A 19,165-nucleotide genomic window follows, 5' to 3' on the forward strand; every position below is an offset into this window, starting at 1 on the left:
GACCTCGACGCCTGGGTGCGGCTGCTGGCCCTGCACGACGTCGACGGCCTGGCCGACGCGGAGCCGGACACCATGCGCTTCCGCCTCTACCACCTACCCGCCCGTCTCGCCGACCACGCCCGCCGTCGCTGGCTGCGGATCGACGCGACCTGGCCCTGGGCCACCGCGTTCACCACCTGCTGGCACCGGCTCACCGCCATCGCGGCCGTCACCTGACGGCCCGACACCCATTCGATAAGGACCAGGAAGGAGGAGAACGGCAGCACTCCGGGTCCGTGGAACCCGGCGCACCCCGCAGCGTCACGCGACGGCCCACCCCGAACTGCCTGGGGACATAACGGGCGAACCGCCGAGCCTCTCAGCGACCAAACCCCGCTGACGAATCGAGGCTAACTGTCACTCAGATACCGCTCCAGGCTCTCGACCTTGGACGTCAAACCATCCGTCACACCCTCGCGGATGTCCGCCTTGAGAACCACGCTGACCCGGTTCGACCTCTCGCGCACGGCGTCCACCGCCCGCTTGACCACGCCCATCACCTCGTCCCACTCCCCCTCGATGCTGGTGAACATGGCATCGGTCCGGTTCGGCAGACCGCTCTCCCGCACCACCCTGACCGCCGCGGCGACCGCCTCCCCGACGTCCTCCCCGATGCCCAACGGCGTGACGCTGAATGCGACGATCACGATCGTTCCTCCTCGCAGTCCGGGCCGCACACCGACCGCACGGCACCGGTCGACCGTACGACTCAGGCCCCGGAAGAGCCGTCCACGACAGCCGCCCCCGCACTCCGGCCGGGCCGCAGTCGGCAGCAGATCGGGCCCTCCCCCGGTCAGCGGGGAAGGGCCAGAGCAAGCTGCCGACCGATCACAGGTAGAGGCCGGTCGAGCCCTCCGTGTCGCCGAAACGGGTGGCCGCGACCGCGTGCAGGTCGCGCTCGCACAGCGCCCATGTGAACCATAGACCCGTCGGCGCATGTAGTTCGATTCACACCTGCCCGCCATCGCGAATGACAAGCAAATACAGCCCGTCGCACACCCGATCGAGGGGCAGGGCGAACAATCCGCCAACAGAACGGTCTTCACGGATTCTTGGCCGCCCCTACCGGCAACCGAGTATACCCGCTACCCACACTTGACAAGCCGTATCGAGTGCGCATAATACTTTGCCGACTACCACCCAAGGCCTTACCCTCCTCCCCTTCCGCAGCAATGGTTGCCTGGATTGTGGGACCAACCCGCGGATCAGGCATAACGAACCACGTAGTGGCATGCCTGGGCTTTCTTGTGGACGCCAACAGAGAGTTACTTTCTCGAAAGTAAATATCGCGCCTTACGAAATTTCTCTCAGGCGCAGCCACCCATGCTGGCGCGCTCCTTCGATGCTCAAGGGAATTCACATCCCACGAAACCGTCTGCCGAGCCTGCTCAATTGTCACACGATCCATCCTGAGCGTTAGTAACTCCGCGCCAGCCAGCAGGTCCTGATAGTTGTGATGCGCCGGAAGCTGGATAATTTTCCGGGTGACCCAGTTCTGCCCGGGCTCGAGCCAGGTATCACCTTGGCCGCCCTCAACGACTCGTCCTGAATCGATCAAAAAGAGCTTGTGGTCCTGAAAATTTTGCAGGAGATCCTGCCCGCCGTCCTCGAAGTCCTTCAGCCATTCAGGCCCGAGCCTCGCCTTCGGGGACGGGCTAAATGTCTCCCCTTCCACCAAAAAAACGCTTTCGATGATATAAATGCCAACCTTCCCGCTATTCTTCACGGTCAGCCGCAACGGGACTTGTGTCCCACCAGTAGCTGAATTCGCTGCCAGCTGTTCGAAATCGGCACTGACGGAAAGGAGAACAGGCTCGGCGTAAGGCTCATAGATCTCCACGTAAGAAAAGTTCCCGACCGCGATAAGTGCCGTAACCAAAACCCCGATCGCAAACGTGCGCGGAGCCCTGACATCCTTCCATACCTTCTTCCGACACAACAGCATCCATAAAGCCCAGGCCGACCAGGACGCCAGGCCGATCCAGGCAAACACGTAGGGCGTGTACTCGCGCCCCTGGATCTGCACGGCCAAAAGCATCAAGTTGACGGCCAGCACGATCAGGACGCCGAGCAGGACGACGATTCCGGAAATTTTGACGTTTTTATTTTTCCAGTAGTCCGGAACCGCAACTGCGGCCATGAATGAGACCAGGGCCACGGCAAGCGCGATGAAGCCGCTCAGGCGGCCAGCGTAGGTCAGCGCTCCGCTCACGACCTCGAACCCGAGCCAACTGAGCAAGCCGCCATTGGCCACCAGACCCAAGATCATTAATGTCGGCTCGAACCAAGGGGCACGCTTTGCGCCTTCAGTCCTCTGCCCCTCTTCCGGCATAGGGTTCGGCGAAGAACTCTGAGCAGTCATGACATCAGTCAGGCAGGTCGTTCAGGCCCCCACCACCAGGGCGAGGCAAACGAGCGTTACACCGCCCTGCATCAACGAGAATCCAAAGCTTGCTGCGCCGTGCCTCACCGCAGATTCCCGGAAGCTCCGACGCGACCGCCCGCCTGGTGCACACGACAGGCGCGGACCCGAATACGCTCGAAGCCCAGCTGCCCGCCTGGAGGTGGAGCATGCGAGTCACTCCAGATGATCTTGCTTTGTATTACGGAACCAAGAACGGGATCATCGGACAGCCCCCGCTGACACGGCCGCCGAGGGCAAGGCCGTCCTCGACAGTCTGTCCCGAAGCGCCGCCGCCCACCTCACGTTGCTGACCGAGCCATAGCGAGCTCGGGCCCTCCCCCGGTCAGCGGGGAAGGGCCCGAGCAAGCTGCCGACCGATCACAGGTAGAGGCCGGTCGAGCCCTCCGTGTCGCCGAAACGGGTGGCCGCGACCGCGTGCAGGTCGCGCTCGCGCAGCAGCACGTAGGTGGCACCGCGCACCTCGACCTCCAGCTTGTCCTCCGGGTCGTAGAGCACCCGGTCACCGGGCTCCACGGAGCGGACGCTCTGGCCGACGGCGACGGCCTCCGCCCACGCGCACCGCTTGCTCAGCTCGGCGGTCGCCGGGATGAGGATTCCACCGGTCGAACGGCGTTCGCCCTCGCCCGCCTCGGTCTTCACCAGCACCCGGTCGTGCAACATCTTGATCGGCAGCTTCTCGCCCAGCCGGTCGTGACGGGGCTCCTCGTACTGCTGGTTCTGCTCTGCATTCGTGCTCACGCCCCCGACGGTACCCGGCGCGTGGCGCGGCCGTGACGCTGACCCGGTGAGCGAGCGGGCAACGAGAAGGGGCCGGAACCTCCGGCCCCCTCGGTCACGCCGACCCCGGAACCGGGGTTCAGCCCTGCCTGCGCCTGCTGCGCGCGGAGGCGATCAGCAGCAGCACCCCGGCACCCACCAGCGCGGCCGGCACGATCCGCTCCTGCCGCGGACGGCCGTTCGCGTCCGTGAAGTGCGCCTTCAGCTGCTCCACGGCACCGCTCGCCGCCACATACGCGCGACCGGCCTTCTGCTCGACCGAGGCCAGCATCTTCGCCTTGGTCTGCGCGGCCACCGTGCTCGGGTGAACACGCATCGCGAGCTCATCAAGGTTCACCGCGAGCTGCTTGCGGGTCCGCTCGATGTCGGCCTCGATCTGGGCGGTCGTCCGCGCCGCCTTGCCCTCAGTGCCGGCCTTGCCCACTCGGGCCACCCCTCATCTGATCACTCGTCCTGTCCGTCAAGGCCAGTCTGTCAGCTGCCCCCGCCATCCGCGCGGCCCACCCACCATCGGAAGGTAAGTTGACCGTGGTACGACCACCAGTCCATCCACGAGGAGATCCCCATCGTGAGCGAGCGCCTCAAGGCCGGCGACACCGCCCCCGCCTTCACCCTGCCCGACGCCGACGGCAAGCAGGTGTCCCTCGCCGACCACCTCGGCCGCAAGGTGATCGTCTACTTCTACCCCGCCGCTCTCACCCCCGGCTGCACCAAGCAGGCCTGCGACTTCACCGACAACCTGGAGGTCTTCGCGGGCGCCGGCTACGACGTCATCGGCATCTCGCCCGACAAGCCGGAGAAGCTCGGCAAGTTCCGCGAGGCCGAGGACCTCAAGGTCACCCTGCTCTCCGACCCGGACAAGTCGGTGCTGGAGACCTACGGCGCGTTCGGCGAGAAGCAGATGTACGGCAGGACCGTGGTCGGCGTGATCCGCTCCACCGTGATCGTCGACGAACAGGGCAAGGTCGAACACGCCCTGTACAACGTCAAGGCCACCGGCCACGTCGCCAAGCTGCTCCGCGACCTGAAGATCGCCGCGGCCTGACCGGGCTGCGCGCCGCACGGCCGGGCGGCGCGGGAGCGCAGTCCGGCCGGGCAGCGGCTCAGGGCTACGGGGAGCGGTACGGCGGCACACGGTTCCCCTCACACGTACCCGCACCCCCGAAGTCGCCACCTGGCGATGTCCACCGAGGCACCCGGCACCAGCGACCGCCAGGCGGGCTGTTGTCGCGTACCCGCGCTGCCTCTCACCACTCCAACCTCGGGACACCCGTGACCCGTTCGCCCGCCGCTCGTTTGTACGTGCGGGGGACGGGCGCCCAATCCACTCACGGAGGCACCCGATGAATAACACCTACGAGCCGACCAACCTTGCTACCCAGGTCGCGCGTTCGCGGAACTGGAACGACCTGATGCGCAACCTCGGCGTCGAGATCAGCGGCGGCAGGCGAAAGCAGCTGCAAAAGGTCGTCAAGGCGCTCGATCTCGACACCAACCACTTCAAGCAGGCCAGCCCCTGGTTGAAGTACTCCGACTCGGCTATCGCCACCGCAGTGGCCGAGTCGACCAACCTGCGCGAGACCGCGCAGAAGCTGGGCGCCGTCCCGGCCAGTGGAACCCTCTCCCACCTGCGGCGGCGCATTGCCCGGGCGGGCATCGACGTCAGCCACTTCCCACAGATGAACCGAATCGCCAGCACCGATCTCCCATTCACCCAAGAAGAGATCGAGCAGGCGGTCCGCACAGCACGCAGCGTGCGTGAAGTGGCAAGGCTGCTCGGGGTTGCCAACGAGGACAGCGCCACTCGTCGCCTACTCGGCCAGGCGATCGCGCAACTGAAGCTCGACACCGCTCATTTCTCACTCCGCACCAGCGCAAACTTCGACGAGGCGACGCTGCGCACGGCTGTCGCCGAATCCACCAGTTTCGCGCAGGTCATGCGCCGGTTCGGGCTCGTCACGAACCCTGCGAACCATCGCAAAGTCCGCACTCACGTACACAAACTGGGGCTGGACACCTCCCACTTCACCCGGCGGTCGACCGACCTTCCGCCCCGGATTCCGACACAGCGGCAGCCCAGCAACGTCCTCCGGTTGCTGCCACCCGGGTCCACCCGGCTCAACCATCCCCGGCTACGGCGAGCGATGGAATCGATCGGCATGCCCTACAGGTGCAACTCCTGTGGCAATCCCGGCAAGTGGATGGGCGGGCCGATCACGCTCCAGATCGATCACGTCAACGGCGACTGGCTCGACAACCGCCCGGAGAACCTCCGTTTTCTCTGCCCCAACTGCCATGCCCGCACGGAGACCTGGTGCGGCGGAAACCGGGGCAAGGTCCGATTCCAGGGGAATGGAGGTGCCATCCGTTCTGCGAGCCAAGTAGCATGATGGTCAGCAGCACGGGCGGCCGTGGCGGAGCTGGTTAGACGCGCTGGGTTTAGGTCCCAGTGGGGTATTCCCCATGAGGGTTCGAATCCCTCCGGCCGTACAAACCTTAGAATCGAAGGCCCACCCCCGAGTGATCTCGGGGGTGGGCCTTCGACGTGTCGACGCCCCGTCAGCCCAGCAGCTCGCGGACCACCGGCGCCAGCGCCCGGAAGGCCTGGCCGCGGTGACTGATGGCGTTCTTCTCCTCGGCGGTGAGCTCCGCGCAGGTGCGGGTCCCGCCGAGGGGCTGGAGGATCGGGTCGTAGCCGAAGCCGCCGTCGCCGGCCGGGGCGGTGCGCAGCGTGCCGAGCAGCCGTCCTTCGACCACGCGCTCGGTGCCGTCGGGGAGGGCGAGTGCGGCGGCGCAGGCGAAGTGGGCGCCGCGGTGCGGGTCGGTGATGTCGGAGAGCTGGGCGAGCAGCAGTTCCAGGTTGGCGCGGTCGTCGCCGTGCTTTCCGGCCCAGCGGGCGGAGAAGATGCCGGGGGCGCCGTTGAGGATGTCCACGCAGAGGCCGGAGTCGTCGGCGACGGCGGGCAGTCCGGTGGCCTGGGCGAGGGCGCGTGCCTTGAGGAGGGCGTTCTCGGCGAAGGTGGTGCCGGTTTCGGGTACGTCGGGGATCTCGGGGTAGGCGTCGGCGCCGACGAGTTCGACGTCCAGGCCGGCGTCGCCGAGGATGGCGTGCAGTTCGGCGACCTTGTGCTGGTTTCGGGTGGCGAGGACGAGGCGTCGGGTAGTCATGCCGTCCACCCTACTGACCTGGTCTGGCCTGCCCGTTCGCTCTGGTCGCCGTGTGGCCGGGGGCAAAGGTCGGTCTTACTTGGTGCAGACCTTGGTGAGCTGGGCGGCTGCGTCGCCGAGCGGTTTGAGGTCGGGTGTCTGCTTGTTGTCGATGGCCTGCTGGGCCTTGTCGGCCTGGGTGCGGAGGTCGTCGACGGCCTTGGCGAGGTCGGTGTCGCTGGAGTTGCGGCCGATCTGGTCGAGGTCCTGCTTGAGCTTCTGCAGGGCCTTGCCGGCGGCCTGCGGGTCCTTGTCGGCGTTGTTGTAGGCGCTGCCCGCGTCGGCGACGTCGCTGGTGATCTTCACAGCGGTGTTGCCGCAGTCGAGTGCTTTCTGGGCTGCGGAGCAGCTGATGGCGCTGAGTGGCAGGAGGAGGATGAGTGCGGCTGCGGCGAGGGTGGTGGAGCGGTTGATGCTGTGCTGCATCGCTGGTCCTCCGGTGGTGGCGCTGGGTCGGTCCGGTAGGGGAGGACGGTCGGCGGGGTGCGGCCGGTTCCCGGGTCCGGATCACTGTGCGGAACGCTACGGGTTCCGGGTGGGCCTGTACAGCGTGGGCCGGTACGGCGGCGGTTCCCGGAACCCGTGGCGGTTCTGCCGGTGGATCAGCTCTCCAGGGTCTCCAGGGCCTTGCGCTGGATCTGGTCGAGTTCGGCGCAGCCGAGGGTGCCGAGGTCGAGGAGCTGGTTGAGGAGGTCTCGGTCGAAGGGGGCGCCTTCGGCGGTGCCCTGGACTTCGACGAAGCGGCCGTCGGCGGTGCAGACGATGTTCATGTCGGTCTCGGCGCGGACGTCTTCCTCGTACTGGAGGTCGAGCATGGGGATGCCGCCGACGATGCCGACGCTGACGGCGGAGACGCCGCCGGTGATGGGTTGGCTCTTGGCGCGCAGGAGCTTGCGGTCGCGGGCCCAGGAGACGGCGTCGACGAGGGCGACGTAGGCGCCGGTGATGGCGGCGGTGCGGGTGCCGCCGTCGGCCTGGAGGACGTCGCAGTCGAGGACGATGGTGTTCTCGGCGAGGGCGCGGTGGTCGACGACGGCGCGCAGCGAGCGGCCGATCAGGCGGCTGATTTCGTGGGTGCGGCCGCCGATCTTGCCGCGGACGGATTCGCGGTCGCCGCGGGTGTTGGTGGCGCGGGGGAGCATGGAGTACTCGGCGGTGACCCAGCCTTCGCCGCTGCCCTTGCGCCAGCGGGGGACGCCTTCGGTGACGCTGGCGGTGCAGAGCACTTTGGTGTCGCCGTAGGTGATGAGGACGGAGCCTTCGGCGTGCTTGCTCCAGCCTCGTTCGATGGTGATGGGGCGGAGCTGGTCGGGGGTGCGGCCGTCGATGCGTGACATAGCCTCCGAGCGTAGTCGTTCCCGGTCTGTGCGAAGAACGTGCGAAGGCCCGCCGTGGGGGCGGCGGGCCTTGTGGCTGGAGCCGGTGAGCCGGGTTACATCATGTCTTCGATCTCGCCGGCGATCGGGTCGGCGTCGGTGCCGACGACGACCTGGATCGCGGTGCCCATCTTCACGACGCCGTGGGCGCCGGCGGCCTTGAGCGCGGCTTCGTCGACGAGCTCGGGGTTGACGACCTCGGTGCGCAGGCGGGTGATGCAGCCCTCGACCTCTTCGATGTTGTCGATCCCGCCGAGGCCGGCGACGATCTTCTCAGCCTTGCTGGCCATGTCTTTCTCCCTCTGTCTCGGCGCGTCGGCTGCTCTGCCGGGTGCCGTCCTGCTCGGTGCTGGGGTTTCCCGGCGGGGGCCGGGGCGGGTGGCTGCCGGAGTTGATGCGGGCTCAGCTGTGTTGCGCCGTGAGGCAGCGCGACCAGCATCACCCGGGACTGTCCGGTGTGCCATGTCAGGCCACTTATGGAGCACTCCGGCGCGCACGGTACTGATCTTCATCCAAGAATGAACGATCAGTGGGGCCTGCGGCCCGGCGCGTCGACCCCGTTGATAGTGGTCTACACCAATCTTAGGTGCACTTCGCACAACGCGGGACCGGACCCCAGGGTTCCGCGACCGCCACCGCTCCAGGCCTTGGCGACGTTCTCCCAGTCCAGACCGGACCGGCCGAAGACGTCGCCGCGGCCGGCGGTGCGCTGCTGGACTCAGGCCTTGGCCGATCATCCCGATCGGGCTCTGCTTCGCGGTCGCGTACTACGCGGCATTCCGCCTCGTCATCGTCGGGTTCGACCTGAAGACCCCGGGACGCGAGGGCGAGGCAGACGTCGAGGACGTCACCAAGGCCTGAGCGGAACTCGGACCGACCGGCCCCGGGAAGCGGTCGGGGAAATTCCCGGCCCGAATCGTTCGACCGGGGGCGCCGCTTTTGTTGCGCGACTCTCCAAAATCACGGCCGTCCCGGGTGGTCGCGATCATTAATCCGCAACAAGGTTTCGATTTCATAGCGCTTCCCAGCGGTGCGGCTTTCGACCCTTTCCCCCCTCGTCCGCACGTGCTACAAAGCTGGTCTACACCACTAGTGGTGTAGACCAGTTCGCGGTTCGGTCCCCAATGGACGTCCCCCTGTCCGATCCGCCCTGTCGTTAGGAACCATCCCCCATGAGTACGACTGCGCAGGCATCGTCGCCCGCCGCGGCACCGGCCCCCTCCCCCGCCAAGCAGTTCGGCCAGAACCTGCTGCAGGGCCTGCAGAAGATGGGGCGCAGCCTCCAGCTCCCCATCGCTGTCCTGCCCGCAGCCGGCCTGCTGCTGCGGCTGGGCCAGGATGACGTCTTCGGCAAGGACGGCCTCGGCTGGAACAAGGTCGCCGCGGTGTTCTCCACCGCCGGCGGTGCCGTCTTCGACAACCTCCCGCTGCTGTTCGCCGTGGGCATCGCGATCGGCTTCGCCAAGAAGGCGGACGGCTCCACCGCGCTCGCCGCCCTGGTCGGCTTCCTGACCTACAAGAACGTGCTGACCGCCTTCCCGATCACCGAAGGCCACATCGCAGGCGGCAAGTGGGTCGCCGCGACCTACCAGAACCCCGGTGTGCTCGGCGGTATCGTCATCGGCCTGCTCAGCGCGGTCATCTGGCAACGGTGCCACCGCGTCAGGCTGGTCGACTGGCTCGGCTTCTTCAACGGCCGCCGACTGGTCCCGATCATCATGTCCTTCGTCGGCACCGCCGTCGGTGTGCTCTTCGCCCTCTGCTGGGGGCCGGTCGGCGACGCCATCGGGAGCATGAACAACACCCTGATCGGTGCCGGGGCCTTCGGCGCCGGTGCGTTCGGCCTGATCAACCGCGCCCTGATCCCGGTCGGCATGCACCAGTTCGTCAACTCCTACGCCTGGTTCCAGGCCGGTGACTACACCAAGGCGGACGGCACCGTCGTCCACGGCGACCTGACCCGCTTCTTCGCCGGCGACCCGAGCGCCGGACAGTTCATGTCGGGCTTCTACCCGATCATGATGTTCGCGCTCCCGGCCGCCGCCATCGCCATCGCGCACTGCGCCCGTCCCGAGCGCCGACCTGCCGTACTGGGCATGATGATCTCGCTCGCGCTGACCTCGTTCGCCACCGGCGTCACCGAGCCGATCGAGTTCTCCTTCATGTTCATCGCCCCGGTCCTGTACGCGATCCACGCCGTGCTGACCGCCCTGTCGATGGGCATCACCTGGGCGCTGGGCGTCCACGACGGGTTCACCTTCTCCGGCGGCCTGATCGACTACGGCCTGTCCTGGAGCAAGGCCACCGAGCCCTGGCTGATCATCCCGATCGGCCTGGTCTTCGCGGCGCTGTACTACGTGCTGTTCCGCTTCGCGATCACCAAGTTCAACCTCCCCACCCCGGGCCGCGAGCCCGAGGAGGAGATCGAGGACGTCACCAAGGCCTGACGCCCGGAGGCGAGCGGGCGAGCAACAGCCCCGAGCCGAGGGGGTCCCCCCGGCCGGAGGCTGGGGGCGGCCCACCGGTGCAGAAAGCGATGAGCGACAAGCGACCGAGGAACGAGGGAGTGCCAGAGCGAAGAGCGTCGGCGCCGGGTCAGAGGGCCCGGAGGCGAGCGGGCGAGAGTAACAGCCCCGCACCGGCGGGGGCTCAGACCTCGTACGCCGCGCCGGCGTGGGCCAGTTCGATCGGGCCGTGGTACTCCTTGGCCGCGTCCCTCCGGTTGCCCTCGGCGTCCGTCCAGGGCGGGATGTGGGTGAGCACCAGGCGTCCCACCCCGGCGGCCGCGGCGTGCTCGCCGGCCTGGCGGCCGTTGAGGTGGACGGCCTCGATCTCCTCCTTGCCGTGGGTGAACGCGGCCTCGCAGAGGAAGAGGTCGGCCCCTCGGGCGAGTTCGACCAGTTCGGGGCTCTCCCCGGTGTCGCCCGAGTAGACCAGGCTGCGGCCGTTGTGCTCGATCCGGAAGGCGTACGCCTCGACCGGGTGGTTCACGGGTACGGCGGTGACCCTCAGCGGGCCCAGCTGGAAACTGCCCGAGTTCAGGGTGTGGAAGTCGAAGACCTCCTTCATCCCCGGCTCCTCGGGCATGTCGTACGCCCGGGCGAGCCGCTCGGCGGTACCGTGCGGGCCGTACACCGGGATGGCGGCGGGGCACCCCTCCGCCCGGTAGTTGCGGGCGACCCAGTACGCGCACAGGTCGATGCAGTGGTCCGCGTGCAGATGGGTGAGCAGGACCGCGTCGACCTCGTACAGTCCGCAGTAGTTCTGCAGGGCACCGAGGGCGCCGTTGCCGAGATCCAGGACGGCGCGGTAGCCGTCGGCCTCGACCAGGTAGCTGGAGCAGGGCGAGTCGACGGACGGGAAGCTCCCCGAGCACCCCACCACGGTCAGTTTCATGCCGAGCCCCTCCGCCCCACTGGGTCATGGTCCGCATCCGCTGCCACTACCTGCCGGTAGCGCTGTGTTCGCCTGTCGAGAGTACGGGCGCGGAGGCACTCTGTCCCCGTCCCCGTGCCGGGCTGTGGCTGGAATCACCAGAACGGGCCGGGCCCGCGCCGCCGCCCGCACAGACCCTCGACCCGGGTCGCACACACGCTCGTTCAGCGACGGCCCGGCCGGTTGCGGGCCCAGGCCCGGATGCCCTCCGGGTACCAGCGCGGACGGCCGCCCGCGTCGACGAGGTCCGGTTCGGGGAGCAGGCCGTGCCGGCGGAGGTTGCGGACGCTGTCGGGCCGGATGTTGATGTGCCGGGCGATCTCCGCGTAGGACCACAGTTCACAGCTGCGCGGGCTCATCGTGGACCACCTTCGGGCGAGGTTCTCCGAGGCCGATCTCGGGGGGTGGAGACCAGCCTTCCCGGCCCGCCCGCGCGCTCCGGCGCACCACCCGCGCCCCGTCACCGTACCGTGACCGACCGGAGGTCGGATGCGGACAATTTCCGGATTGTCACGGATCCGCACACCAGAGGGCGCGGCACCCGGCGGGTACCGCGCCCTCCAACGGGACTGACGGGGCATCAGGCCCAGAGTTGCCCCTGGAGCGCCTCGACGGCCTCCTCGGTGGTGGCGGCGGTGTAGATGCCGGTGGACAGGTACTTCCAGCCGCCGTCGGCGACCACGAAGACCACGTCCGCCTGTTCGCCCGCCTGCGCCGCCCTGCGGCCGACGCCGATCGCGGCGTGCAGGATCGCGCCGGTGGAGACGCCCGCGAAGATGCCCTCCTGCTGCAGGAGTTCACGGGTGCGGCGCACCGCATCGGCCGAGCCGACGCTGAACCGGGTGGAGAGCACCTCGGCGTCGTACAGCTCGGGGACGAAGCCCTCGTCGAGGTTGCGCAGCCCGTACACCAGGTCGTCGTAGCGCGGTTCGGCGGCGACGATCCGGATGCCGGGGACCTTCTCCCGCAGGTAGCGGCCGACGCCCATCAGCGTGCCGGTGGTGCCGAGTCCGGCGACGAAGTGGGTGACGGTCGGCAGGTCGGCGAGGATCTCGGGGCCGGTGGTGGCGTAGTGCGCACCGGCGTTGTCCGGGTTGCCGTACTGGTAGAGCATCACCCAGTCGGGGTGTTCGGCCGCTATCTCCTTGGCGATCCGCACGGCGGTGTTGGAACCGCCGGCCGCGGGCGAGGAGATGATCTCGGCGCCCCACATCCGCAGCAGCTCGCGGCGCTCCTCGCTGGTGTTCTCCGGCATCACGCAGACCATGCGGTAGCCCTTGAGCCTGGCCGCCATGGCGAGCGAGATCCCGGTGTTGCCGCTGGTGGGCTCCAGGATGGTGCAGCCGGGGGTGAGCCGGCCGGCCGCCTCGGCCCGCTCGATCATGTGCAGGGCCGGGCGGTCCTTGATCGAGCCGGTCGGGTTGCGGTCCTCCAGCTTGGCCCAGAGGCTGACCAGGCCTTCCGTGTTGCCGGGGATTGCGGCGGAGAGCCTGGGCAGGCGGACCAGCGGCGTGTTGCCGACGGCTTCGAGCGGACTGTCGTAGCGCACGGTGCCTCCGGCGGCGGTGAGTCGGGCGGGCGGGGAAGGTCAGCGGGCTCCGCCGGCCACGGCGGGGAGGATGGTGATGCTGTCGCCGTCGGAGAGCTCCGTGGTGACACCGCTGAGGAAGCGGACGTCCTCGTCGTTCAGGTAGACGTTGACGAAGCGGCGCAGCTCGCCGGTCTCCTCCAGCAGGCGTGCGGCGATGCCCGCGTGGCGGGTGTCCAGGTCGGCGAAGAGCTCACCGAGGTTGCTGCCGGTGCCCTCGACGGCCTTGGCGCCGTCGGTGTAGGTGCGGAGGATGGTCGGGATGCGGACCTCGATGGCCATGGCTGCGCTCCTGTGGAGTCGGTCGGGGTGCCGCAGGGCTCGCGGCAGGGAGGTGGCCCCGGGGCGGGGCGGCGGTTCGGTGCCGAGGTCAGTTGACGTCGGCGGTCGTGTCGGTGAGCGGCTCCGCCGCGGAGCGACAGATCGAACTGGCGAGCCGGCACAGGTCGATGTGCAGGCGCGCCACGAGGCGGATGCCCGGGGCCTGGTTGCTCACATCGACGGAACGCATGGGCTCATCGTATAGATTCCCGGCCCCGCAGCGGCATCTCCGTCTTGCGATACGGATGTTTCCGTTCCTCCACTTGAGACGCGCCCCGAACGGAAGGGCCCGCCGCACCGTCCGTGGGCAGTGCGACGGGCCCCTGTTGAGGCAGGTCGTCAGGCGTCGACGACCTGGACGTCCTCCTCCGTGATCACACCGTCCACGATGCGGAACGAGCGGAACTCGAAGGGGTCGCCCTCGCCGTTGCCCTCGGCCGTGGAGACCAGGACGTAGTGGGCGTTCGGCTCGGAGGCGTAGCTGACGTCGGTGCGCGAGGGGTAGGCCTCGGTGGCGGTGTGCGAGTGGTAGACCACCACCGGCTCCTCGTCCCGGTCGTCCATCTCCCGGTAGAGCTTCAGCAGGTCACCGGAGTCGAACTCGTAGAACGTGGGCGAGCGGGCCGCGTTGAGCATCGGGATGAAGCGCTCGGGGCGGTCGCTGCCGGCCGGTCCGGCGATCACGCCGCAGGCCTCGTCCGGGTGGTCGGCGCGGGCGTGGGCCAGTATCGCGTCGTGCAGCTCTCGGGTGATGGTCAGCATGCGGTCAGGATAGCCACGCCCCCTCGCCGGATCTGAGCCCCGTCTCAGCTGCCGGACCCGACGTGCAGGTGGTCGTGCGCCTCGGCGTGGACGGCCTCCGGGCGGGTGCGCTTGAGCACCTGGTAGCCGACCACCAGCAGCACCGCCCAGACCGGGAAGACGTAGAGCGAGATCCGGTTGTCCGGGTCGAAGCCGATCAGCACGACGACCAGGGCCAGGAAGAGCAGCGCGGCCCAGCTGGCCACCGCACCGCCGGGCGCCTTGAAGCCGGGCGGCGGCAGGTGCCCGTTCTTCCAGGCCCGGCGGTAGCGGATCTGGCAGATCAGGATCATCGCCCAGGTCCAGACGCCGCAGACGGTCGCGACCGAGGTGATGTACTCGAACGCGTTGGCCGGGGTCACGTAGTTGAGCACCACGCCCAGGCCCATCAGCGCGCAGGAGACGGTGATCGCGGCGGCCGGGGTCTTGCGGGAGTTGAGCGGGGTCAGCCGCGCGGGGGCCTGGCCGCGCAGGGCGAGGTCGCGCAGCATCCGGCCGGTGGAGTACATGCCGGAGTTGCAGGAGGAGAGCGCCGCGGTGAGCACCACGAAGTTGATGATGCCGGCCGCGGCCGGGATCCCGATCTTTCCGAAGGCGGCCACGAACGGGCTGACGCCGGGCTGGAACTCGGTCCACGGGACCAGGGCCAGGATGACGACCAGCGCGCCGATGTAGAACAGCGCGATCCGCCAGGGCAGCGTGTTGATCGCCCGGGGCAGGGTCTTCTCGGGATTCTCGCTCTCCCCCGCGGTGACGCCGACCAGTTCGACGCCGAGGTAGGCGAACATGACGATCTGCAGGGTCATCACGGTCGAGCCGACGCCCTTGGGGAAGAAGCCGCCGTCGTGCCACAGGTGGGTGACCGACGCCGTGTCACCCGCCTTGCTGAAGCCGAGGGTGAGCACCCCGATACCGATCAGGATCATGCCAATGATCGCCGTCACCTTGATCATCGAGAACCAGAACTCGATCTCCCCGAAGACCTTCACCGAGATCAGGTTGGCGGCGTAGAGGACCACCAGGAAGCCCAGTGCGCTGACCCACTGCGGGACGGCGGGCTGCCAGTACTTCACGTAGACGGCGGCGGCGGTGGTCTCGGCCATGCCGGTGACCACCCAGAACAGCCAGTACGTCCAGCCGGTGACGTACCCGGCGAACGGGCCGAGGAACTCCCGGGCGTACTCGGCGAAGCTGCCGGAGACCGGACGGTAGGTCAGCAGCTCCCCCAGCGCCCGCATGATCGCGAAGATCACCAGGCCTGCCACCGCGTAGCTCAGGATCAGGCTGGGGCCCGCCTTGGAGATGGCGGTGCCCGCGCCGAGGAAGAGGCCGGTACCGATGGCGCCGCCTATGGCGATCATCTGGATCTGGCGGCTGCCCAACCCGCGGGCGTAGCCCTCCTCATCCGGCTCGGTATCGACGACTTCGTCGTACGCCTGATCGGCCATGGCCACCGTCCTTGGTTCGTGAGGGAAAGAAGGAGAGATACCACGGTATGCCCGGACACCGAGCCCATCTGAGCGTTATTTGAGCATGGCATGTCCGGTTTTGCGATAATTAGCCGGAAATAAGATAACCCCCTGTCCAAAAGGTGGACAGGGGGTTACCGGTCGTTAACGTTCAGTCGGCCATCGCGGCGAGCAGCGACTCCTGGATGCCGCCCAACCAGAGGTAGGCCATCACCAGCGGCTTGTGCGGATCGCTGTCCGGCAGCCCGTAGAAGTCCTCGTCGTCCTGGGTGACTTCCAGCCGGGCGCCCAGGGTCAGCCGCAGGTCGTTCAGCGCGCCCAGCCAGTGCCGGTAGTCGGCCGCCTCGACCTTCACCGTGCCGCCCTCGCCGCCGAGCCCGTCCAGCGCCTTGATCACGTTCAGTGCGTCGTCCCGCTTGCGGGTCCGCAGGTCCGGCTCGGTGTACCGGCGGAACTCGCCGGCCATCGCCCTGGTCTCCAGGTCGGCCGCCGCCCCCGGCTCGCCGTACGCGTCCGGGAACAGCCGGGCCAGCGCCGGATCGGCGGGCGCCTCGGTCGGCCCCTCGGCGAACAGCGCCGCCAGCGGGTCACCGCCGCCCTCACCCGGACCGGGCCCGATCAGTTCCAGCATCTGCACCTCGAGCGAGCGCAGGATGGACACCTCCAGCTCGTCCAGCACGATCACCGCGCCGCCGTCGCCGGCACTCTCGAACAACCCAGCCATGAGTCCCTATCAGCCCGTCTTCGTCGTATGTCGTCACCGCCCGTTCGACTCCGGGCGATCCTGTCCGGTGCGCACGCCCACTCACCTCCCGGCCACCGGGCGGGGGTCGTGGGGCCCCGCTCCGGCGTGCTCACGGCCATGGCCGGGAGCACCCCTTCGCCCGCCGACGTCGGCAGGCCCTGCGACCCGCAGGCCTCGACAGGCGGAGCGTGCGGTCAGTCGTGCTGGAGAGTTGCCCACAGTCCGTAGCCGTGCATCGCCTGCACGTCCCGCTCCATCTCCTCGCGGCTGCCACTGGAGACCACCGCCCTGCCCCTGGTGTGCACCTCCATCATCAGCTTCCTGGCCTTGTCCTTGGGAAAGCCGAAGTAGGCCTGGAAGACGTACTGGACGTAGCTCATCAGGTTGACCGGGTCGTTGTGGACGATCGTCACCCAAGGGGTGTCCGGCTCCACCGCCGGAATGCCTTCTACCTCCGGGCGCTCGATCTCCACGGGCGCGACACTCACGGCGGACACTCCTCATCAGGACACGGTTTCCGCCTCTCATGCTTCCATCCGGGGAAGGTCCCGGCGAATCCGGGTCACTCCGCCCGAGTCACTCCGCCCGAGCAGAAATCGTCACTTTGACGCTAAGTGGTAGTAGCATCATCCTCATGGACGCCATCACCGCGCACCGCTCCACCGCGCTGCTCACCGACCGTTACGAGCTGACCATGCTGCAGGCCGCCCTGCGCAGCGGAGCGGCACACCGCCGCTCGGTCTTCGAGGTGTTCACCCGGCGGCTGCCCAACGGCCGCCGCTACGGCGTGGTGGCCGGGACCGGACGGCTGCTGGACGCGATCGAGAACTTCCGCTTCACCGGCGCCCAGCTGGACTGGCTCGGCGACCAGGGCGTCGTGGAGGAGGACACCCTGGCGTACCTGGCGAACTACCGGTTCACCGGCGATGTGCACGGCTACCCCGAGGGCGAGGTCTACTTCCCCGGCTCGCCGATCCTCACCGTCGAGGGCAGCTTCGCCGAGGCGGTCATCCTGGAGACCGTCATCCTCTCGGTCCTCAACCACGACTCGGCGATCGCCGCCGCCGCGTCCCGGATGACCAGCGCCGCCGGGGACCGCCCCTGCATCGAGATGGGCGCCCGCCGGGCCCACGAGAGCGGCGCCGTGGCCGCCGCCCGTGCCGCGTACATCGCCGGTTTCACCGCCACCTCCGACCTGGAGGCCGGCTACAGCTACGGCATCCCGACCGCCGGCACCGCCGCCCACGCCTTCACCCTGCTGCACGACAGCGAGCGGGACGCCTTCACCGCCCAGGTCGAGTCGATGGGCCGGGGCACCACCCTGCTGGTGGACACCTACGACCTGGCCGAGGCGGTCCGCACCGCCGTCGAGGTGGCCGGGCCGACCCTCGGCGCCGTCCGGATCGACTCCGGCGACCTCACCCTGCTCGCCCACCGGGTCCGCCGCCAACTGGACGAGCTGGGTGCCGAGAAGACCCGGATCATCGTCACCTCGGACCTGGACGAGTACGCCATCGCCGCACTCACCGCCGCCCCCGTCGACGGCTACGGCGTCGGCACCAGCCTGGTCACCGGCAGCGGGCACCCGACCTGCGCGATGGTGTACAAGCTGGTCGCCCGGGCCACCACGCCGGACGGTCCGCTGGTCTCGGTCGCCAAGCGCTCGGCCGGCGGCAAGACCAGCGTCGGCGGCCGCAAGTGGGCCGCCCGGCGGCCCGACGCGGACGGAGTGGCCGAGGCCGAGGTGGTCGGGACGGGGCCGGTGCCCGAGTCGCTGGCGCCGCACCTGCTGCACGTCCCGCTGGTGACCGGCGGCGAGGTGGTGGGCCGCGAGCCGCTCACCGCCGCCAGGGAGCGCCACAAGCGCGCCCGCGCCGCCCTCCCGCTGTCGGCCACCCAGCTCTCCAAGGGCGAACCGGTACTGGCCACCGAACTGCTCACCTCCTGACACCCCTGGGGGGCGCGGGTGCGAGCCTGCGCGGCCGCCGCCGAAGCCGTGGCGGCCGCGCCGCTCCCCGCGCCCCCGGGTCACCGCCTTGCCGGGCCTCTGCCGCCGGGCTTCCGCCTACGCGCGTCACTCCCTAGAGTGGCCACACCACCGGGGCCGCCGCACCGAGCCGCCGAACCACCGAATCCACCCAAGGAAGCACCCCATGCACCGGGCACTGATCGTCGTCGATGTGCAGAACGACTTCTGCGAGGGCGGCAGCCTGGCCGTCGCCGGCGGCGCCGAGGTGGCCGCCGCGATCACCGACCTGATCGCCGAGGCCTCCCCCGGGTACGCGCACATCGTCGCCACCCGGGACTGCCACATCGACCCGGGCCCGCACTTCTCCGCCGAGCCCGACTACGTCGACTCCTGGCCCGCGCACTGCGTCGCGGGCACCGAGGGCGTCGGCTTCCACCCCAACTTCGCGCCCTCGGTCACCTCGGGTGCGATCGAGGCGGTCTTCGACAAGGGTGCCCACTCTGCTGCCTACAGCGGCTTCGAGGGCAGCAACGAGAACGGGGAGACGCTGGCCGGCTGGCTGCGCGAGCGGGGCGTCACCGAGGTGGACGTGGTGGGCATCGCCACCGACCACTGCGTCCGGGCCACCGCCCTGGACGCCGCCCGGGAGGGCTTCGCCACCCGCGTCCTGCTGGACCTCACCGCCGGGGTCGCCCCCGCCACCACCGAGGCCGCCCTCACCGAACTCCGCAGCGCCGGCGTCGAACTGACCGGGACCCCCATCGTCGTGGCGTGAGCCACCGGCGGCGCGGGGAGCCGGGCTCGGCCCGGCGGCCTGACGGCTCGGCCCGCGGCCCGGTGCCGCTCCAGCGCTCGGCGCCCGCCGGGCCCGCCCCGGCCGGAGGCGGGGATGTCCGCCTCAGCGGGAGGATGTCCGCCTCAGCGGGAGTGGGTGCGGGAACCTCGGGCGAGGAGCCCGTACCCCACGGGAGCCGGCCGCTCCGGCGGTCGGCCGCGGGGTCGCGCACCTGAGG

The 19,165-nt window shown here is 69.0% G+C and carries 22 protein-coding genes, 1 tRNA gene and 2 pseudogenes; 8 read left to right on the plus strand and 17 right to left on the minus strand.

Going from position 1 to position 19,165, the window contains the following annotated elements; all coding sequences use genetic code 11:
* Nucleotides 1-216: pseudogene (locus ACZ5ON_RS24575) on the plus strand (IS1380 family transposase); the annotation flags it as partial.
* 173 nt (nt 217-389) lie between these two features.
* Here the strand turns inward: ACZ5ON_RS24575 and ACZ5ON_RS24580 are convergent.
* The 4 genes from ACZ5ON_RS24580 to ACZ5ON_RS24595 form a co-directional block, all read right to left on the minus strand.
* Nucleotides 390-686: an MTH1187 family thiamine-binding protein gene (locus ACZ5ON_RS24580; protein ID WP_465596576.1), complete on the minus strand. Its 297-nt coding sequence runs from the start codon at nt 684-686 to the stop codon at nt 390-392.
* Between the two features lie 395 nt (nt 687-1,081).
* Nucleotides 1,082-2,401, minus strand: a complete 1,320-nt coding sequence (locus tag ACZ5ON_RS24585; RefSeq protein WP_465596579.1) for a hypothetical protein — start codon at nt 2,399-2,401, stop codon at nt 1,082-1,084.
* Nucleotides 2,402-2,821: 420 nt separating this feature from the next.
* Entirely contained in the window at nt 2,822-3,124 is a 303-nt protein-coding gene (locus tag ACZ5ON_RS24590; protein WP_145797298.1) for a GroES family chaperonin, read from the minus strand.
* Between the two features lie 196 nt (nt 3,125-3,320).
* A complete protein-coding gene (locus tag ACZ5ON_RS24595) occupies nt 3,321-3,665 on the minus strand; it encodes a DUF3618 domain-containing protein (RefSeq protein ID WP_465596582.1) in 345 nt (114 codons plus the stop codon).
* Nucleotides 3,666-3,809: 144 nt separating this feature from the next.
* Between ACZ5ON_RS24595 and bcp the strand changes: the two genes are divergently transcribed.
* The 3 genes from bcp to ACZ5ON_RS24610 all read left to right on the plus strand — a co-directional run bounded on the left by bcp (nt 3,810) and on the right by ACZ5ON_RS24610 (nt 5,731).
* Nucleotides 3,810-4,286 (plus strand): thioredoxin-dependent thiol peroxidase, encoded by a 477-nt coding sequence (gene bcp / locus ACZ5ON_RS24600; RefSeq protein WP_465596585.1) that lies wholly within the window; start codon nt 3,810-3,812, stop codon nt 4,284-4,286.
* A gap of 298 nt (nt 4,287-4,584) precedes the next feature.
* Nucleotides 4,585-5,631, plus strand: a complete 1,047-nt coding sequence (locus ACZ5ON_RS24605; protein WP_465596588.1) for an HNH endonuclease signature motif containing protein — start codon at nt 4,585-4,587, stop codon at nt 5,629-5,631.
* 15 nt (nt 5,632-5,646) lie between these two features.
* A tRNA-Leu gene (locus ACZ5ON_RS24610) sits at nt 5,647-5,731 on the plus strand.
* 69 nt (nt 5,732-5,800) lie between these two features.
* Here ACZ5ON_RS24610 and rdgB read toward each other — a convergent pair.
* The 4 genes from rdgB to ACZ5ON_RS24630 all read right to left on the minus strand — a co-directional run bounded on the left by rdgB (nt 5,801) and on the right by ACZ5ON_RS24630 (nt 8,114).
* A complete protein-coding gene (gene rdgB, locus ACZ5ON_RS24615; protein ID WP_465596591.1) occupies nt 5,801-6,409 on the minus strand; it encodes an RdgB/HAM1 family non-canonical purine NTP pyrophosphatase in 609 nt (202 codons plus the stop codon).
* A 75-nt stretch (nt 6,410-6,484) separates the two neighbouring features.
* Complete coding sequence (locus ACZ5ON_RS24620; protein WP_427394314.1) at nt 6,485-6,874, minus strand: hypothetical protein; 390 nt, start codon at nt 6,872-6,874, stop codon at nt 6,485-6,487.
* Between the two features lie 176 nt (nt 6,875-7,050).
* Complete coding sequence (gene rph / locus ACZ5ON_RS24625; RefSeq protein ID WP_465596593.1) at nt 7,051-7,785, minus strand: ribonuclease PH; 735 nt, start codon at nt 7,783-7,785, stop codon at nt 7,051-7,053.
* 95 nt (nt 7,786-7,880) lie between these two features.
* On the minus strand, nt 7,881-8,114 hold the full coding sequence (locus ACZ5ON_RS24630; RefSeq protein WP_465596595.1) for a PTS sugar transporter subunit IIB: 234 nt from the start codon (nt 8,112-8,114) through the stop codon (nt 7,881-7,883).
* A 430-nt stretch (nt 8,115-8,544) separates the two neighbouring features.
* Here ACZ5ON_RS24630 and ACZ5ON_RS24635 point away from each other — a divergent pair.
* Both ACZ5ON_RS24635 and ACZ5ON_RS24640 read left to right on the plus strand, forming a co-directional pair.
* A pseudogene (locus ACZ5ON_RS24635) lies at nt 8,545-8,685 on the plus strand (PTS transporter subunit EIIC); the annotation flags it as partial.
* Between the two features lie 311 nt (nt 8,686-8,996).
* Nucleotides 8,997-10,271 (plus strand): PTS transporter subunit EIIC, encoded by a 1,275-nt coding sequence (locus ACZ5ON_RS24640; RefSeq protein ID WP_465596598.1) that lies wholly within the window; start codon nt 8,997-8,999, stop codon nt 10,269-10,271.
* Between the two features lie 202 nt (nt 10,272-10,473).
* Here ACZ5ON_RS24640 and ACZ5ON_RS24645 read toward each other — a convergent pair whose 3' ends face one another.
* From ACZ5ON_RS24645 to clpS, 9 genes are all read right to left on the minus strand, one after another.
* Entirely contained in the window at nt 10,474-11,220 is a 747-nt protein-coding gene (locus tag ACZ5ON_RS24645) for an MBL fold metallo-hydrolase (protein ID WP_465596601.1), read from the minus strand.
* A gap of 203 nt (nt 11,221-11,423) precedes the next feature.
* Nucleotides 11,424-11,618, minus strand: coding sequence for a MarR family transcriptional regulator (locus ACZ5ON_RS24650; protein WP_465596604.1), 195 nt, complete (start codon nt 11,616-11,618; stop codon nt 11,424-11,426).
* Nucleotides 11,619-11,839: 221 nt separating this feature from the next.
* A complete protein-coding gene (locus ACZ5ON_RS24655) occupies nt 11,840-12,808 on the minus strand; it encodes a PLP-dependent cysteine synthase family protein (protein ID WP_465596607.1) in 969 nt (322 codons plus the stop codon).
* Nucleotides 12,809-12,847: 39 nt separating this feature from the next.
* Complete coding sequence (locus ACZ5ON_RS24660) at nt 12,848-13,129, minus strand: MoaD/ThiS family protein (RefSeq protein WP_465596610.1); 282 nt, start codon at nt 13,127-13,129, stop codon at nt 12,848-12,850.
* Nucleotides 13,130-13,217: 88 nt separating this feature from the next.
* Nucleotides 13,218-13,358: a putative leader peptide gene (locus tag ACZ5ON_RS24665; protein WP_465596613.1), complete on the minus strand. Its 141-nt coding sequence runs from the start codon at nt 13,356-13,358 to the stop codon at nt 13,218-13,220.
* A 149-nt stretch (nt 13,359-13,507) separates the two neighbouring features.
* On the minus strand, nt 13,508-13,930 hold the full coding sequence (locus ACZ5ON_RS24670) for a M67 family metallopeptidase (RefSeq protein ID WP_465596616.1): 423 nt from the start codon (nt 13,928-13,930) through the stop codon (nt 13,508-13,510).
* A 44-nt stretch (nt 13,931-13,974) separates the two neighbouring features.
* Complete coding sequence (locus ACZ5ON_RS24675; RefSeq protein WP_465596619.1) at nt 13,975-15,417, minus strand: amino acid permease; 1,443 nt, start codon at nt 15,415-15,417, stop codon at nt 13,975-13,977.
* Between the two features lie 172 nt (nt 15,418-15,589).
* Entirely contained in the window at nt 15,590-16,162 is a 573-nt protein-coding gene (locus tag ACZ5ON_RS24680; RefSeq protein WP_465596622.1) for a DUF2017 domain-containing protein, read from the minus strand.
* Nucleotides 16,163-16,377: 215 nt separating this feature from the next.
* Entirely contained in the window at nt 16,378-16,671 is a 294-nt protein-coding gene (gene clpS, locus ACZ5ON_RS24685) for an ATP-dependent Clp protease adapter ClpS (protein WP_344636277.1), read from the minus strand.
* Between the two features lie 146 nt (nt 16,672-16,817).
* Here clpS and ACZ5ON_RS24690 point away from each other — a divergent pair, with 146 nt between their 5' ends.
* Nucleotides 16,818-18,131: a nicotinate phosphoribosyltransferase gene (locus tag ACZ5ON_RS24690; RefSeq protein WP_465596625.1), complete on the plus strand. Its 1,314-nt coding sequence runs from the start codon at nt 16,818-16,820 to the stop codon at nt 18,129-18,131.
* A gap of 205 nt (nt 18,132-18,336) precedes the next feature.
* On the plus strand, nt 18,337-18,927 hold the full coding sequence (locus ACZ5ON_RS24695; RefSeq protein ID WP_465596628.1) for an isochorismatase family protein: 591 nt from the start codon (nt 18,337-18,339) through the stop codon (nt 18,925-18,927).
* Nucleotides 18,928-19,165 lie beyond the last annotated feature (238 nt).

The organism is Kitasatospora sp. NPDC032150, from assembly GCF_055579945.1.

Bases quoted from the DNA above. Each gene is read 5' to 3' on its own strand.
- ACZ5ON_RS24640 (WP_465596598.1), top strand. From the start codon at position 8,997: ATGAGTACGACTGCGCAGGCATCGTCGCCCGCCGCGGCACCGGCCCCC.
- ACZ5ON_RS24665 (WP_465596613.1), bottom strand. From the start codon at position 13,358: ATGCGTTCCGTCGATGTGAGCAACCAGGCCCCGGGCATCCGCCTCGTG.
- ACZ5ON_RS24690 (WP_465596625.1), top strand. From the start codon at position 16,818: ATGGACGCCATCACCGCGCACCGCTCCACCGCGCTGCTCACCGACCGT.
- ACZ5ON_RS24630 (WP_465596595.1), bottom strand. From the start codon at position 8,114: ATGGCCAGCAAGGCTGAGAAGATCGTCGCCGGCCTCGGCGGGATCGAC.
- ACZ5ON_RS24660 (WP_465596610.1), bottom strand. From the start codon at position 13,129: ATGGCCATCGAGGTCCGCATCCCGACCATCCTCCGCACCTACACCGAC.
- ACZ5ON_RS24650 (WP_465596604.1), bottom strand. From the start codon at position 11,618: ATGAGCCCGCGCAGCTGTGAACTGTGGTCCTACGCGGAGATCGCCCGG.
- ACZ5ON_RS24585 (WP_465596579.1), bottom strand. From the start codon at position 2,401: ATGACTGCTCAGAGTTCTTCGCCGAACCCTATGCCGGAAGAGGGGCAG.
- rdgB (WP_465596591.1), bottom strand. From the start codon at position 6,409: ATGACTACCCGACGCCTCGTCCTCGCCACCCGAAACCAGCACAAGGTC.
- ACZ5ON_RS24645 (WP_465596601.1), bottom strand. From the start codon at position 11,220: ATGAAACTGACCGTGGTGGGGTGCTCGGGGAGCTTCCCGTCCGTCGAC.
- ACZ5ON_RS24675 (WP_465596619.1), bottom strand. From the start codon at position 15,417: ATGGCCGATCAGGCGTACGACGAAGTCGTCGATACCGAGCCGGATGAG.
- rph (WP_465596593.1), bottom strand. From the start codon at position 7,785: ATGTCACGCATCGACGGCCGCACCCCCGACCAGCTCCGCCCCATCACC.
- ACZ5ON_RS24670 (WP_465596616.1), bottom strand. From the start codon at position 13,930: ATGCTGACCATCACCCGAGAGCTGCACGACGCGATACTGGCCCACGCC.
- ACZ5ON_RS24605 (WP_465596588.1), top strand. From the start codon at position 4,585: ATGAATAACACCTACGAGCCGACCAACCTTGCTACCCAGGTCGCGCGT.
- ACZ5ON_RS24590 (WP_145797298.1), bottom strand. From the start codon at position 3,124: ATGTTGCACGACCGGGTGCTGGTGAAGACCGAGGCGGGCGAGGGCGAA.
- ACZ5ON_RS24620 (WP_427394314.1), bottom strand. From the start codon at position 6,874: ATGCAGCACAGCATCAACCGCTCCACCACCCTCGCCGCAGCCGCACTC.
- ACZ5ON_RS24680 (WP_465596622.1), bottom strand. From the start codon at position 16,162: ATGGCTGGGTTGTTCGAGAGTGCCGGCGACGGCGGCGCGGTGATCGTG.
- ACZ5ON_RS24695 (WP_465596628.1), top strand. From the start codon at position 18,337: ATGCACCGGGCACTGATCGTCGTCGATGTGCAGAACGACTTCTGCGAG.